Source organism: Methylobacterium brachiatum (assembly GCF_900113845.1).
In the GTDB taxonomy this organism is placed as follows: Bacteria; Pseudomonadota; Alphaproteobacteria; order Rhizobiales; family Beijerinckiaceae; genus Methylobacterium; species Methylobacterium brachiatum.
Genome location: NZ_FOQW01000013.1, coordinates 35425 through 50094, shown reverse-complemented (window position 1 = coordinate 50094; position 14670 = coordinate 35425). Strand labels below are relative to the sequence as shown.

Annotated in this window: 12 protein-coding genes and 1 other RNA gene; 5 read left to right on the top strand and 8 right to left on the bottom strand. The window is 71.7% G+C overall.

Annotated elements, in window-relative coordinates; all coding sequences use genetic code 11:
- Nucleotides 1–41: 41 nt before the first annotated feature.
- From BMZ47_RS17860 to arsH, 8 genes are all read right to left on the bottom strand, one after another.
- On the bottom strand, nucleotides 42–1493 hold the full coding sequence (locus BMZ47_RS17860) for a UDP-N-acetylmuramoylalanyl-D-glutamyl-2,6-diaminopimelate--D-alanyl-D-alanine ligase (RefSeq protein WP_091863647.1): 1452 nt from the start codon (nucleotides 1491–1493) through the stop codon (nucleotides 42–44).
- A gap of 32 nt (nucleotides 1494–1525) precedes the next feature.
- Nucleotides 1526–2986 carry a UDP-N-acetylmuramoyl-L-alanyl-D-glutamate--2,6-diaminopimelate ligase gene (locus BMZ47_RS17855; protein ID WP_091863646.1) on the bottom strand — a complete coding sequence of 487 codons (1461 nt, stop codon included), beginning with the start codon at nucleotides 2984–2986 and terminating at the stop codon, nucleotides 1526–1528.
- A 10-nt stretch (nucleotides 2987–2996) separates the two neighbouring features.
- Entirely contained in the window at nucleotides 2997–4892 is a 1896-nt protein-coding gene (locus BMZ47_RS17850) for a peptidoglycan D,D-transpeptidase FtsI family protein (protein WP_007562313.1), read from the bottom strand.
- 6 nt (nucleotides 4893–4898) lie between these two features.
- Nucleotides 4899–5312, bottom strand: coding sequence for a cell division protein FtsL (ftsL, locus tag BMZ47_RS17845; RefSeq protein ID WP_091863645.1), 414 nt, complete (start codon nucleotides 5310–5312; stop codon nucleotides 4899–4901).
- Entirely contained in the window at nucleotides 5309–6376 is a 1068-nt protein-coding gene (gene rsmH / locus BMZ47_RS17840; RefSeq protein ID WP_230367378.1) for a 16S rRNA (cytosine(1402)-N(4))-methyltransferase RsmH, read from the bottom strand. Before rsmH ends, ftsL begins: the two co-directional genes overlap by 4 nt.
- 403 nt (nucleotides 6377–6779) lie before the next feature.
- Nucleotides 6780–7178: RNase P RNA component class A (rnpB, locus tag BMZ47_RS17835), an RNA gene on the bottom strand.
- A gap of 52 nt (nucleotides 7179–7230) precedes the next feature.
- Nucleotides 7231–7671, bottom strand: coding sequence for a VOC family protein (locus tag BMZ47_RS17830; RefSeq protein WP_091863644.1), 441 nt, complete (start codon nucleotides 7669–7671; stop codon nucleotides 7231–7233).
- 130 nt (nucleotides 7672–7801) lie between these two features.
- Nucleotides 7802–8548, bottom strand: coding sequence for an arsenical resistance protein ArsH (arsH, locus tag BMZ47_RS17825; protein ID WP_091863643.1), 747 nt, complete (start codon nucleotides 8546–8548; stop codon nucleotides 7802–7804).
- A gap of 50 nt (nucleotides 8549–8598) precedes the next feature.
- On the opposite strand from arsH, the gene BMZ47_RS17820 reads away from it, so the two are divergent.
- The 5 genes from BMZ47_RS17820 to pepN all read left to right on the top strand — a co-directional run bounded on the left by BMZ47_RS17820 (nucleotide 8599) and on the right by pepN (nucleotide 14638).
- Nucleotides 8599–8958, top strand: a complete 360-nt coding sequence (locus BMZ47_RS17820) for an ArsR/SmtB family transcription factor (RefSeq protein ID WP_091863642.1) — start codon at nucleotides 8599–8601, stop codon at nucleotides 8956–8958.
- Entirely contained in the window at nucleotides 8951–9391 is a 441-nt protein-coding gene (gene arsC, locus BMZ47_RS17815) for an arsenate reductase (glutaredoxin) (RefSeq protein ID WP_208601068.1), read from the top strand. The genes BMZ47_RS17820 and arsC overlap by 8 nt, the downstream gene beginning before the upstream one ends.
- 27 nt (nucleotides 9392–9418) lie before the next feature.
- Nucleotides 9419–10714 (top strand): arsenic transporter, encoded by a 1296-nt coding sequence (locus BMZ47_RS17810; RefSeq protein ID WP_091863641.1) that lies wholly within the window; start codon nucleotides 9419–9421, stop codon nucleotides 10712–10714.
- A 4-nt stretch (nucleotides 10715–10718) separates the two neighbouring features.
- The gene (locus BMZ47_RS17805) at nucleotides 10719–11906 is read left to right on the top strand and encodes an MFS transporter (protein WP_091863640.1); all 1188 of its coding nucleotides are present in this window, start codon (nucleotides 10719–10721) and stop codon (nucleotides 11904–11906) included.
- A gap of 110 nt (nucleotides 11907–12016) precedes the next feature.
- Nucleotides 12017–14638, top strand: a complete 2622-nt coding sequence (gene pepN, locus BMZ47_RS17800; protein WP_091863639.1) for an aminopeptidase N — start codon at nucleotides 12017–12019, stop codon at nucleotides 14636–14638.
- Nucleotides 14639–14670: the final 32 nt, after the last annotated feature.

Sequence of the window (14670 nt, the reverse complement as noted above, 5' to 3'; positions counted from 1 at the left end):
CGATCGTCGCGAACGCTCGGGCGTGCCGATCATCGGGTGGGTCACGGCGCGGCGGCGAGACCGCGCCGGGCCGGGTTGACCGCGTAGCGGGCTTTCAGGACCTCGACAATCCGCCCCATGCGGCTGCCGTTCGATCCCTTGACCATCACGGCGTCGCCGGAGCGGAGGTTGCGGGTCAGCGGCTCGATCAGGTCGGCGGCGGTGTCGGCGACGCCGCCGCGGCGGCTCACCGGCAACGCCTCGAACAGGTTGCGCATCAGCGGACCGGAGGCGAAGACCAGATCGATCCGGGCGGCCTCGATCGCCTCGGCGAGGCCGCGATGCAGGTCGGGCGAGGCCGCGCCGAGCTCGAGCATGTCGCCCAGCACCGCGATGCGGCGGCCGCGCGGTCCGGTCTCGATGCCGGCGAGCGTGGCGATCGCGGCCCGGACCGAGGCCGGGTTGGCGTTGTAGCTCTCGTCGACCAGGTAGGCGGTGCCGCCGTCGATCTCGAGGGCGGTGCGCTCGCCGCGCCCGACCGGCGGGGCCAGCCCGGCGAGCGACAGGGCCGCCTCGGCGAGGTCGGCGCCGAGCGCGTGGATGACCGCCATCACGCCGAGGGAGTTCAGCGCCGTGTGCCGTCCGGCGGTGCCGAGCTTGTAGGTGACCGGCTGCCCCATCACGACGGCGTCGACCACCGACAGGTCGGGGCGGAGCACGATCGTCTGGGCGCGCACATCCGCCTCCGGATGCTCGCCGAAGCTCACCACCCGGCCGGCGCGCGACGCCCGCGCATGGGCGAGCAGCCGCTCGAAGGTCGCGGTGTCGCGGTTGATGATCGCCACGCCCCCGGGCTCGAGTCCTGAAAAGATCTCGCCCTTGGCGTCCGCGATCGCCGAGACCGAGGCGAAATGCTCGATATGGACCGGCTCCACCGTGGTGATCAGCGCGATGTCGGGCCGGACCTGGGCGGTCAGCGGCACGATCTCGGCCGGGTGGTTCATGCCGATCTCGAACACGCCGTAGCGGGTCGCCTGCGGCATCCGGGCGAGCGTCAGGGGCACGCCCCAATGGTTGTTGTAGGAGGCCGCCGAGGCGTGGGTCTCGCCCTGCCCGGCCAGCACGTGGCGCAGGGCCTCCTTGGTCCCGGTCTTGCCGACGGAGCCGGTCACCGCCACCACCTGGGCATCGGTGCGCGCCCGTGCGGCCTCGCCCAGGCGGGTCATCGCGGTCAGGACCGGGTCGGCGCCCGCATCCGGGACCGCCAGCACCGGGCCGTGGGCCGAGAGGTCGGCGGCGCGGGCCTCGCTCACCACCGCGGCGCCGGCTCCCCGCTTGAGCGCGTCGGCGACGAAGTCGTGGCCGTCCCGCGCCTCGCCCCGGATGGCGAAGAACAGGTCGCCGGGCTCCAGCGTGCGGGTGTCGATCGACGCGCCGCCGATCGGGCGGTCCTCGCCGATCAGCCGGCCGCCGGTGGCGGCTTCGAGGTCGTCTCGGGTCCAGAGTGCAGTCATGGTCAGCCCCCGTCCCCCATCCGGCCGCGCCATCAGCGTGCGGCCTCGGCGATTGCGGCGCGCAGGACCTCGTGGTCCGAGAACGGCAGGGTCCGATCTCCCACGATCTGGCCGGTTTCATGGCCTTTGCCGGCCACGACCAGCACGTCGCCGGGTCCGAGGCGGCGCACCGCTTCGTGAATCGCCGCGGCGCGGTCGCCGATTTCCTCGGCCTGCGGAGCGGCTTCGCGGATCGCCCGGCGGATCGCCGACGGATCTTCGGAGCGCGGGTTGTCGTCGGTGACGATCACGACGTCGGCCAGCCGCGCGGCGATCGCCCCCATGATCGGCCGCTTGCCCCGGTCGCGGTCGCCGCCGCAGCCGAACACCACCATGAGGCGGCCGGACGCGAACGGCCGCAACGCGCCCAGCACGCTCTCCAGGGCCTCGGGCTTGTGCGCGTAATCGACCAGGCACAGGCCGCCCCGCGCCTCGCCGACCCGCTCCATTCGGCCCGGAACGCCGGTGAGGTGGTCGAGGGCCGCGAACACGCCGTCCGGATCGGCGGCCCCTGCCGGGGTGGCGAGCACCAGGCCCGCCGCCACCAGGGCGTTCTCGATCTGGAACTCGCCGACCAGGGGCAGGCGTACCGTCCGGGTCGCGCCGTCATGCGAGAGCGTCACGGCCTGGGCGAAACCCTCCGTCGTCGCCGAGACCAGCCGAATATGCCGGCCCCCGCGCCCGACCGTGCGCACCGGCCGCCCGGCGCCCTCGGACGCGGCGATCACCCGGTCGGCATAGGCGCCGTCGGCGTTGACGATCGCCGGGCAGCCGTCCGGCAGCAGGTCGGTGAACAGGCGCAGCTTGGCCGCGAGGTACTCCTCGATGCTCGCGTGGTAGTCGAGGTGGTCCCGGCCGAGATTGGTGAAGCCCGCAGCCGTGAGCCGCACGCCGTCGAGGCGCCGCTGCTCGATCCCGTGCGAGGACGCCTCCATGGCGAGTTCCGTGACGCCCTCCCGGGCGAGCCGCGCCAGGGTCTGGTGCAGCGTCACCGGGTCGGGGGTGGTGAGCGAGCCGTATTCCGCGCCGCGATTCGTGACGATCCCGACGGTGCCGAGGCTCGCGGCGTCGCGGCCGAGCCGGGCCAGGATCTGGCGGACGAAGTCCGCCACCGAACTCTTGCCCGCCGTGCCGGTGACCGCCACCACGGTCCCGGGCTGCGCACCCGCGAGCCGTGCGGCGGCGAGCGCCAGCGCCCGGCGAGCATCCGGAACCGCGATCCACGCCACCGCCTCGGGCAGGTCGGCGGGACGATCCCCCTCCCCGGAGACTGCGACGGCGCCGCGTCCGGCGGCCTGGGCGGCGAACAGCCGGCCGTCGGCCTGCGTGCCCGGCACGGCGACGAACACGCCGCCCGGCACGACCTTCCGGCTGTCGGCGGTCAGCGCCGACACGGTGAGGTCGGCGGCCGGGCCGGCAGCCTCCGGGAAGAGATCGGCGAGCCGGGCGCTCATCGCTGCACCATCATGGGCCGCCCAGCTGGTTGACGTGGTAGGCGTTGAGCTTGACCATCTGGGGGAACGGCCGCACCGGCGGCTCGAATTGCGGCGGCAGGCCGAGGATCGGGGCTACGCGCTCGATCACCTTGCCGGTCACCACGCCCGAGTTCCAGGCCGCGGTGGCGTAGCCGCCCGATTCCGGCAGGCCCTGCGGCTCGTCCATGATCGTGACGAACAGGTATTTCGGATCGTTCATCGGCGCCGCCGCCATGAAGGTGGTGAACAGGCGGTTGTGGATGTAGCGGCCGCCGATCACCTTCTCGGCCGTGCCGGTCTTGCCGCCGACGAAGTAGTACGGGACCGACGCCTTCTTGGCCGAGCCCTCGGCGGCGTTCAGGCGCATGATGTAGCGCATCGCCTCGGAGGTCAGGCCCGACAGGACGTGCGTGGCGCGCGCCTTGTCGTCGGGCGCGGCCTTGAGGAAGGTCGGGGTGATCAGGTCGCCGCCATTGGCGATCGCCGCCACCGCGGCCGCCGCCTGGATCGGCGCCACCGCGATGCCGTGGCCGAACGCGATGGTGATCGTGTTGATCTCGCTCCAGCGGGACGGGACGATCGGGGCCGCGCTCTCGGGCAGCTCGGTCCGCAGCCGGTCGAGCAGGCCCATCTTCTTCAGGAACGCCTTGTGGCCGGCGACCCCGACGCCGAGCGCCATCTTGGCCGAGCCGATGTTGGAGGAATGCGTGAACACCTCCGGCATGGTGATGACCCGGTTGGTGCCGTGATACTCGTGGATCTTCTGCCGGCCCCAGTTCAGCACGCCGCCGCGGGTGTCGAAGGTCGAGTTGACGTTGTACTTGCCGGAATCGAGCGCCATGGCGAGGGTCATCGCCTTGAAGGTCGAGCCCATCTCGTAGACGCCGACATTCATGCGGTTGATGCGGTCGGGCGAGAGCGCGTCCTTCGGGTCGTTCGGGTCGAAGTCCGGCATCGAGACCAGGGCGATCACCTCGCCGGTCTTGACGTCGAGGATCATGGAGGCGCCGGCCTTGGCCTTGAAGTGGTCGATGCCCCAGGCCAGCTCGTCGCGCACCGCGAACTGGGCGCGCAGGTCGATGGAGAGCTGCACCGGCTTGAGGTCGGCCTGCTTGCTGACCAGCCCGAAGCTGTTGAGCGCCTGGAGCCCGGTCGAATCGATGTACTTCTCGATGCCGGCGATGCCGACGCCGTCGAGGTTGGTCGCGCCCAGGATGTGGGCCGCGGCGGTGCCGTTCGGATAGACCCGCTTGTGGTCGGGCAGGAAGCCGATGCCCGGGATGCCGAGCCGGTGGACCTCGGCCTGCTGCTTCGGGGTCAGCTCGCGCTTCACCCAGACGAAGCCGGCACCCTTCTTGTCCTTGCGGGAGGACAGCTTGGCGCGCAGCTCCGAGGCGTTGAGCTCCGGCAGGACCGCGGTGAGCAGCTCCACCGCCTCGTCCTTGTCGTAGATGTTGCCGGGCTCGGCGAAGACCGAGACGGTGCGGATGTCGGTGGCCAGGATCTCGCCGTTGCGGTCGACGATGTCGGGCCGGAACGCCGTCGAGGAGGCGGCCGCGACCCGGTGCTCCTGGCTGGGCGGATCGCCGAACACGGCCATCATCAGGAGCTTGGCCGAGATCGTGCCGAACACCATGACGAAGACCAGCCCGACCAGGGCGACGCGCATATGCGAGCGCTCGATGGCGAGCCGGAACATGCTCCGCACGAACGCCTTGGCGCGGGCGGCGCGCAGGTCCGGCGTCAGGGCCCGGGCGGCGGCCTCGAGCGCGGCGGCATCCTGCTCGGACACGGCGTAATGCGCCGCGTCGTGAGCCGGTGCGTCGTGCTCCGAGATCTGCACCTCGGCGGCCGCGTGTCTGATCTGGTCGGCGTCTTCGGACACGGGTGATTACCTCGAAACGGTATTCGGGGTGCGGGTCGTGGTGACGGTGCGGGTGATCGAGCCGGTGGTGCGCGGCTCGATGCTGCCCTTGTCCTTGGGCGTCGCGGTCGCGGCGAGCAGCCGGCCGATCTCGTCGCCGCGCTCCGGGCGGGCGGGCAGGTCCGACAGGCGAGCCAGGTGGCTGGTCCCGATCGGCTCCAGGGCGAGGTGCTTGTCCACCGCCGCCTGCAGCCGGTCCGGCCGGGTCAGGAGCTGCCACTCGGCGCGCAGCACCGCGATCGCCTGCCGCTCCTTGTGGAGCGCCGTCTGCAGCTTGGAGACCTGACCGCCCTGGTAGAGCGTGTCGTACTTGATCGAGTAGGCGTAGATCGCCGAGGCCACGAGGCCGGCGACCGCCAGGAGGTTCAGCAGGCGGATCATCGGCGATGGCCCCCGCGGGCGGCTTCGGGCAGGCTCGCCAGCGCGTGGAGCGCGGCGAGCGGTTCGGGCGTCTCGGATTCGGTGCGTTCGGCGGCCCGGAGCTTGGCCGAGCGGGCACGCGGGTTGCGCGCGGTCTCGGCCTCGCCCGGCAGGACCGGCCCCTTGGTGACGAGCCGGAAGCTCCGGATCGTCTCGGTCTGGCCGCCCGGCAGGTGGCGCGAGCCCTGGGCGGAGCGGCCGCTGCGTGCGGCGAAGAACTGCTTGACGATCCGGTCTTCCAGCGAATGGAACGTCACCACGGCGAGCCGCCCGCCGGGCGCCAGGACCCGCTCGGCGGCGTGGAGCGCGCGCACCAGCTCGCCGAGCTCATCGTTGACGGCGATCCGCAGGCCCTGGAAGGTCCGGGTCGCCGGGTGGATGTGGCTGCCGGGCTCGCTCCAGACCACGCTGGCCACGAGCTCGGCGAGCTGGGCGGTGGTCTCGATCCGGCCGCGGCGGCGGGCCTCGTGGATGGTCCGGGCCACGGCGCGCGAGCGCCGCTCCTCGCCGTAATGGTAGATGATGTCGGCGAGCACGGTCTCGTCGGCCTCGTTGACGATGTCGGCGGCGCTCGGGCCGTCATTGCCCATGCGCATGTCGAGGGGGCCGTCGTTGCGGAACGAGAAGCCGCGCTCCGGCGCGTCGAGCTGCATCGACGAGACGCCGATATCGAGCACGACCCGGTCGGCCTTGGCCTCGCCGGCCTCGCCGAGCAGCGCGTCGAGGTCGCCGAACCGGCCGGGCACGAGGCGCAGGCGCCCGCCCGCCTCGCCGACCAGGGTCTGGCCGTTCGCGATCGCCTGCGGGTCGCGGTCGATGGCGATCACCTGCAGCGTCGGGTCGGCGGCCAGCAGCGCACGGGTGTAGCCGCCGGCCCCGAAGGTGCCGTCGACGGCCAGGCCGCCGTCGAGCTTGAGCGACTCGACGACCTCGTCGAGCAGCACCGGCACGTGGGGCTGGGTGGAGACCGGGCCATCGCAGCGCGCGGCGGCCGCGATCTCGGCCGGGGGGCGGCGCCGAATCATGCGCGCCTCGCCGGGCCGGCGCCGGGACAATCGGTGTTTCGACGCGATCCGGGAATTCCGGCGCGGATGCGGCTCGTGCGTCTCATGGTGCCCTGTGCCGGGCCGCGCGAGCGCGGCGCGCGTGACGGGAACGGCACCGGATGCAGAGCGCGCGAAACGCCGCGCACGGACGGGACCTGCACCAGTGCAGGTTACGCCCGGCGATCCGATACACGCCGTTGACGGGAGGATGCCGGGTATCATGGGCCTCGGAGGATCGTCAACGCGCGAGCCTGGCGCTGGCGAGCCGACCGATCTGACCCCGGTACGGTTAACCGAAGGTTTTTGCCGCGCGCGAAATCCGCGCCTTGCGCCGCCCGGCAAAGCGCGGGCACGCGCAGCGTGGCGGGGTTCCGGGGGCGGTGGGATCAGCCGGCCTATAAGCCGGGTTCTGTAAGGCCGGAGCGCTCGCGCGCGCCGACGTGGCGGCCATTCCTCTGGGACGGTCGTTGCCGACCGCCTCGAGCAACCAACCCGGGCGACTGGCCTGGAGAGCGGGCCTGCCCTTCTCGCGAAGGGCGCGCCGCCCCTATTCGGTCTTGCTCCCGGTGGGGTTTGCCGTGCCGTCCGCGTTGCCGCGTCCGCGGTGCGCTCTTACCGCACCCTTTCACCCTGACCCCGGACGCATCCGGGGCGGTCTGCTTTCTGTGGCACTGTCCCTGGGGTCACCCCCGCCGGACGTTATCCGGCACCGTCTCTCCATGGAGCCCGGACTTTCCTCCCCGGACGCTGATGCGTCCGGAGCGGCCGCCCGGCCGGCTGATCCGCGGGCAGATGGGCCCGCACCGCCGTCCGGGTCAAGGGCGCCGGGGTCTTTACCAGCTGCCGGTATTCTCCATCGACGCCCACGGCTCCTGCGGCTCCTTGGCCGAGCCCTTCTGCAGGATCTCGATGGAGATCCCGTCCGGCGACTTCACGAAGGCCATGTAGCCGTCGCGGGGCGGACGGTTGATGGTCACGCCCTTGTCCTGGAGCTCGGCGCAGAAGGCGTAGATGTCATCGACCTGATAGGCGAGGTGGCCGAAATTGCGCCCGCCCGTATAGGTCTCCGGGTCCCAGTTGTAGGTCAGTTCGAGCAGCGGCGACTTGGTCGCCTGCGCCCGCTCGACATCCCCGGGGGCGGCCAGGAAGACCAGGGTGAAGCGGCCCTTCTCGTTCTCGACCCGGCGGACCTCCTTCAGGCCGAACGCGTCGACGTAGAAGGCGAGCGCGCGATCGAGATCGGCCACCCGGACCATGGTGTGCAGGTATTCCATCAGGCGGCTATCCCTCTGTCGGAGCGAGGGCCGTCGCGACGCCCTCTGCGGAAACGGACATGGCCGGCGGGGCCGGTCGCTGTCCTAGCTAGAGCGCGCCTCCCCGGCCGAGTAGGCCGCGCCGTCCATGTCACGGCTTCCCGATGCCGATATCGGCCGCCACGTCCTGCAGCCGGTCCGGCGCCCGCTCCTTGCGCTCGCTGTAGCGATCGACGAGATACCCGGCCCGCTCCCGGGTCAGCAGCGTGAACTTCATCAGCTCCTCGCAGACATCGACCACGCGCTCGTAGAGCGGCCCCGGCTTCATCCGGCCGGCCTCGTCGAATTCCTTGTAGGCCATCGGCACCGAGGACTGATTGGGGATGGTGATCATCCGCATCCAGCGGCCGAGCAGGCGCAGGCTGTTGACCGCGTTGAAGCTCTGCGAGCCGCCCGAGACCTGCATCACCGCGAGCGTGCGCCCTTGCGTCGGGCGCACCGATCCCTCGCTGAGCGGCAGCCAGTCGATCTGGCTCTTCATCACGCCGGTGAGGTTGCCGTGCCGCTCCGGCGAGACCCAGACCTGCCCCTCCGACCAGAGCGAGAGCGCGCGCAGCTCCTGCACCTTCGGGTGGTCGGCGGTGGAATCGTCGGGCAGCGGCAGGCCGTGCGCGTCGTAGATCCGGACCTCGCCGCCCATGGCTTCGAGGAGGCGGGCCGCCTCGTAGGCGAGGAAGCGGCTGAACGAGCGCGCCCGCAGCGAGCCGTAGAGGATCAGGAAGCGCGGCGGGTGCGCGAAGGGTTGCGCCACCGCGAGCTGACCGGAGGTCGGCACCGCGAAATGCGGCCGGCTCAGGTTCGGGATCCCGTCGGCGAAGGGTTGCGCAGGCTTGTTCACGGGCACGCTTTCTCGTATGATCGCACGATCGTTTGAATGTTGAAACGAAAATGGACGAGTCGCAAGCCCTCGCGGCCTTCATGGCCCTGGGCCAGGAGCACCGGTTGCGGGCGCTCCGGGCGCTGGTGAAGGCCGGCCCGGACGGCATGGCCTCGGGGGCGCTCGCCAACGCCATCGGGGTCTCCGCCTCCACCATCTCCTTCCATCTGAAGGAGCTGCAGCAGGCGGGACTGATCGGCTCCCGGCGGGCGGGGCGCTCGATCATCTACAGCGTCGCCTATCCGGTCCTATCCGGGCTGGTCGAATTTCTGATGACGGATTGCTGCCAGGGTCACCCGGAGGTCTGCGCGCGGGCGCTGGCCGCCCTGTCGGCCTGCGGCCCCAACACGAAGGACGTGGACCATGCCTGATCGCGCCATCGACGTGGTGATCTACCACAACCCGGATTGCGGCACCTCGCGCAACACCCTGGCGATGATTCGCAACGCCGGCATCGAGCCCCACGTCGTCGAGTACCTGAAGACCCCGCCCGCGCGGGCGCTGCTCAAGCAGCTCCTGGCCCGCGCCGGCCTCTCGGTGCGCGACGCCCTGCGCGAGAAGGGCACGCCCTACGCCGAACTCGGGCTGGGCGATCCCGCGCTCAGCGACGACCAGCTCCTCGACGCCATCGCGGCGCACCCGATCCTGCTCAACCGGCCGCTCGTGGTCAGCCCGAAGGGCGTCCGCCTGTGCCGGCCCTCCGAGGCGGTGCTCGAGCTGCTGCCCGCGCAGCAGGGCGAGTTCGTCAAGGAGGATGGCGAGCCGGTCGTCGACGCGCAGGGCCGCCGCGTCGGGCTCGCCTGAGCCGCTGCGGACGAGACTCGCACAAGCATGCTCGCGCTCGCCATCTTCGCCGTCACCCTGGTCTTCGTCATCTGGCAGCCCGGGGGATTCGGGATCGGCTGGAGCGCCCTGATCGGCGCGGGCGTCGCCCTGGCCACGGGGGTCATCCAGCCGGCCGACGTGCCGGTGGTCTGGCACATCGTGTGGGACGCGACCTTCACGTTCGTCGCCCTGATCATCATCTCGCTGCTGCTCGACGAGGCCGGGTTCTTCCACTGGGCGGCGCTGCATGTCGCGCGCTGGGGCGGCGGACGCGGCCGCCGTCTGTTCCCCCTGGTCGTGGTGCTCGGCGCCGCCATCGCGGCGGTGTTCGCCAATGATGGCGCCGCCCTGCTGCTGACGCCGATCGTGCTGGCGATCCTGCTCAAGCTCGACTTCAAGCCTCAGGCGGCTCTGGCCTTCATCATCGCCTGCGGCTTCGTGGCGGATTCCACCAGCCTGCCGCTGGTGATCTCCAACCTCGTCAACATCGTCTCGGCCAACGTCTTCGACCTGAGCTTCGGGCGCTACGCCGCCGTGATGGTGCCGGTCGATCTGGTCTCGCTGGCGGCGACCCTGGCGGTGCTGGGTCTCTATTTCCGCCGCGCCGTGCCGGCTGCCTACCCGGTCGGCAGGCTGGAGCCGCCCCGCGAGGCGATCCGCGACCCGCTCCTGTTCCGGGCGGCGTTCCCGCTGCTCGGGCTGCTGCTCGTCGCCTATTTCGTCACGGCGCCGTTCGGGGTCCCGGTCTCGGTCGTGACCTGCGCGGGCGCGGCTCTGATGCTGGTACTGGCCCGGCGCGGCGGCCGCATCCCGATCCGGACGGTGCTGGCCGGCGCGCCGTGGCAGATCGTGCTGTTCAGCCTCGGCATGTATCTCGTCGTCTACGGCCTCAAGAATGCCGGCCTGACCGACGGGCTGGCGCGCGGTCTCGTCTGGCTCACCGGCTACGGGCCGGTGGCGGCCACCGTCGCGGCCGGCTTCGGAGCCGCGATCCTGTCCTCGGTCATGAACAACATGCCGAGCGTGCTGATCGGCGCCCTGGCGATCCAGCAGGCCCCGGATCTCGCGCCGCTGATGCGCGAGCTCCTGGTCTACGCCAACGTCATCGGGTGCGACCTCGGGCCGAAATTCACCCCCATCGGCAGCCTCGCGACGCTGCTCTGGCTGCACGTCCTGGCCAGCAAGGGCTACCGGATCGGCTGGGGCCAGTACATGCGGGTCGGCCTGGTGATCACCGTGCCGGTGCTGCTGGCCGCGCTGCTGGCGCTGGCTCTGTGGTTGCCGCTGCTCGGCCCCAGCTGATCCGATGGCCGATCGGACCCGTCGCTGGCCGGTGATCTCAGCCCTCGGCGTGGTCCAGATCCTCGCCTGGGGCTCCTCCTTCTACATTCCCGCCGTGCTGGCGGAGCCGATCGCCCGGGACACCGGCTGGCCGCTGGCCTGGATCGTCGGCGGCTTGTCCCTCGGCCTGCTGGTCGCGGCCTTCGCGTCGCCGCGGGTCGGCGCCGTCATCCAGAGGCGCGGGGGACAGCCGGTCCTGGCGGCGGCGGCCCTGCTGCTCGCCGCCGGGCTCGCGGTGCTCGGCCTCGCCCCCACGCTCCCGGTCTTCCTCGGCGGCTGGTTGATCCTCGGCCTCGGCATGGGCTGCGGCCTGTACGATCCCGCCTACGCCACCCTCGGCCGGCTCTACGGCGCCGAGGCGCGCTCGGCGATCACCGCCCTCACCCTGATCGGCGGCTTCGCCAGCACCTTGTGCTGGCCGCTCTCGGCCTTCCTGGTCGCCCATCTCGGCTGGCGGGGGACGTGCTTCGCCTATGCCGGCCTGCACCTCGCGGTGACGCTGCCGCTCGTCCTCGTCCTGATCCCCCCGGCCCCGCCCCTGGCGATGGCGGCGACCGGGCGGGTGCGGCCGGTCGCGCCGCTGGCGCCCTGGCAGGCGCAGGCCTTCCTGCTGATGGCGGGCGTGCTGGTGCTCGGCGGCACCATCATGGCGCTGGTCTCGGTGCACCTGCTGACCCTGCTCCAGGCCCGGGGCGAGACGCTGGCGGCCGCGGTCGCCTATGGCGGGCTGATCGGGCCGTCGCAGGTCGGGGCGCGGCTGATCGAGATCGCCAACCGGGGCCGGCACCACCCGCTCTGGACCCTGACCGCCGCCTTCGTGCTGGTCGCCCTCGGCCTGCTGCTCTTGGCCGCGCACGGGCCGGTGATCGGCCTCGCCCTGGCCGTCTACGGGGCCGGCAATGGGGTCTACTCGATCGCGCGAGGCACCGTGCCCCTCGTGCTGTTCGGACCGGAGCGCTACGCGGGGCTCGTCGGCCGGCTGGCCCGGCCCGGCTTGGTCGCCCAGGCGCTCGCGCCGCCGCTCGGCGCGTTCCTGCTGGTGCGGATCGGGCCCGACGCCCTATGGGGCCTGCTGGCGCTGCTCGCCGCGATCAACCTCGTCCTGATCGGCGGGCTGTGGCGCATGAAGGGCATCGCCGCCACATCGTCCTGACCCCGGGCCCGCCGCGCCTTTCCGATCCGTGATCCGAGCTGCGCGCCCGCGTTGCGCCGGGCCGCGCGAGGGACCAGAACGGGCCGAACCCGATCCGGAGAGAGAGCCGAATGCGCACCGAGACGCCGCCGCTGATCCGCCTGGAGGAATACCGGCCGAGCGACTACCTGATCGACCGCGTCGATCTCGACATCCGCCTCGACCCGCACGCCACCCGGATCGACGCGACCCTGGCCCTGCGTCCGAACCCGGCGGGCCGCGCCGGCGCGCCGCTGCATCTCGACGGCGACGACCTTCGCCTGGTCTCGGCGGATCTCGACGGCGCGGCGCTCGCAGCGAGTTCTTACACCGCGACCCCGTCGGGCCTCACCCTGCACGCCCCGCCCCAGCAGCCGTTCGCTTTACGCCTCGTCACCGAGGTCGATCCGACCGCCAACACCAAGCTGATGGGCCTCTACCGCTCGAGCGGGGTCTATTGCACCCAGTGCGAGGCTGACGGCTTCCGCCGGATCACCTACTTCCTCGACCGCCCCGACGTGATGGCAATCTACACCGCCCGCATCGAGGCGGACCGGACCGAGGCGCCCGTGCTGCTCGGCAACGGCAACCTGGTCGAATCCGGCCCTGCCGGGGCCGATCGGCACTTCGCGATCTGGCACGACCCGCATCCGAAGCCCGCCTACCTGTTCGCTCTGGTGGGCGGCCGGCTCGGCAAGGTCGAGACCCGCTTCACCACCCAGGAGGGACGCGCCGTCACCTGCGCGGTCTATGTCGAGCCCGGCAAGGAGGCCCGCGCCGACTACGCCCTCGATGCCGTGATCCGTTCCATGAGGTGGGACGAGACCGCCTTCGGCCGCGCCTACGACCTCGACGTATTCAACGTCGTCGCCGTGTCCGACTTCAACATGGGCGCCATGGAGAATAAGGGCCTCAATATCTTCAACGACAAGTACGTTCTGGCGAGCCCCGAGACCGCGACCGACGGGGATTACGCGGCGATCGAGGCGATCATCGCCCACGAGTATTTCCACAACTGGTCGGGCAACCGGGTCACCTGCCGGGACTGGTTCCAGCTCTGCCTCAAGGAGGGGCTGACGGTCTTCCGCGACCAGGAATTCTCGTCCGACATGCGCTCCCGGCCGGTCCACCGGATCTCCGAGGTCCGGTCCCTGCGGGCGCGCCAGTTCCCCGAGGATGCCGGCCCCTTGCGCCATCCGGTGCGGCCGCGGGCCTATGCCGAGATCAACAACTTCTACACGGCGACCGTCTACGACAAGGGTGCCGAGATCGTCCGGATGCTGCGGACGCTGATCGGCCCGGAGGCGTTCCGGGCCGGCATGGACCGCTACTTCGCCGACAATGACGGCCGCGCCGCCACGGTGGAGGACTTCCTAGCGGCCTTCGCCACCGTGACCGGGCGCGACCTCTCGGCCTTCGCCCGCTGGTACGAGCGGCCCGGCACGCCGCGCCTGTCCGTCGCCCTAGCCTACGATCCGCAGGCCGCCCGCTGCACCCTGCGCTTCGCCCAGAGCCTCCCCGGCGAGACCGGCCAGGACACGCCGCCCCTGGTGATCCCGGTGGCGCTCGGCCTCGTCGGCGCTGCGGGGCCGCTCACGAACGCCACCTGCCCGGATGTCCGGAACGGGGTCTATGTCCTCGACCGTGCCGAGGCCGAGATCGTGTTCGAGCAGGTCACCGAGGAGCCGGTGCCCTCGCTCCTGCGCGACTTCTCGGCCCCGGTGCGTCTCGATTTCGACCTCACCGACGCCCAGCGCATGCGGCTGCTGGCGCAGGACAGCGACCCGTTCAACCGCTGGCAGGCGGCCCAGGACGTCGCCCTGCGGCTGATCCTCGACCCCGATCCCGCCCGGGCCGACGCCTTCGCGGACGCGCTCGGGCGCTTCCTCGACGGCGAAGCCCTGGCTGACCCGGCCTTCGCGGCCCTGGTGCTCACCCTGCCGAGCGAGGGCGAAGCCGCCGATTCCCTGTCCGCCGACGTCGATCCCGACGCGATCCACCGGGCGCGGTTCGACCTGCGGGCGCGCCTCGGCCGGACCCTGCGGCCGCGCCTGGAGCATCTCGACGCCGCCCTCGCCCCGGCCGACGGCGCGGCCTACAGCCCGGACGCTGCCTCGGCCGGGCGCCGGTCCCTGCGCAACGCCGCCCTCGACCTGATCGCCGCGGGCGATCCCGAGGCCGGGACGCAGCGCGCGGCCGAGCGCTTGGCGAACGCCACCAACATGACCGACCGGCTGGCGGCGCTCGGCACCCTGGCGCTGATCCCCGGTCAGGCCCGGGAGGACGCGCTGGCGGGCTTCGCGGAGCGCTTCGCCGACGAGCCGCTGGTCCTCGACAAGTGGTTCGCGATCCAGGCGCAGATCCCCGAGCCCGGCACCCTGGAGCGAATCACCCGGCTGAAAGCGCACCCGGCCTTCACCATGACCAACCCGAATCGGGTGCGCGCGCTGATCGGAACCTTGGCGTTCGGCAACCCGACGCAGTTCGCACGGGCCGACGGCGCCGGATTTTCCCTCGTCGCCGACACGGTCGCGGCGCTGGATTCGACCAACCCACAGGTTGCCGCGCGCCTGCTGACGGCCTTCGGATCCTGGCGTCGGCTGGAAAAATCGCGGGCCGCGAAAGCCGGCGAAATGCTTAATCGGATCAAGGCGATCCCGGGCCTGTCGCGGGACACGGCCGACATCGTCGCACGCACCCTGGGAGGTGGCTAAGTACCTGAACCTGCGGTAGAAATCGATTCTGT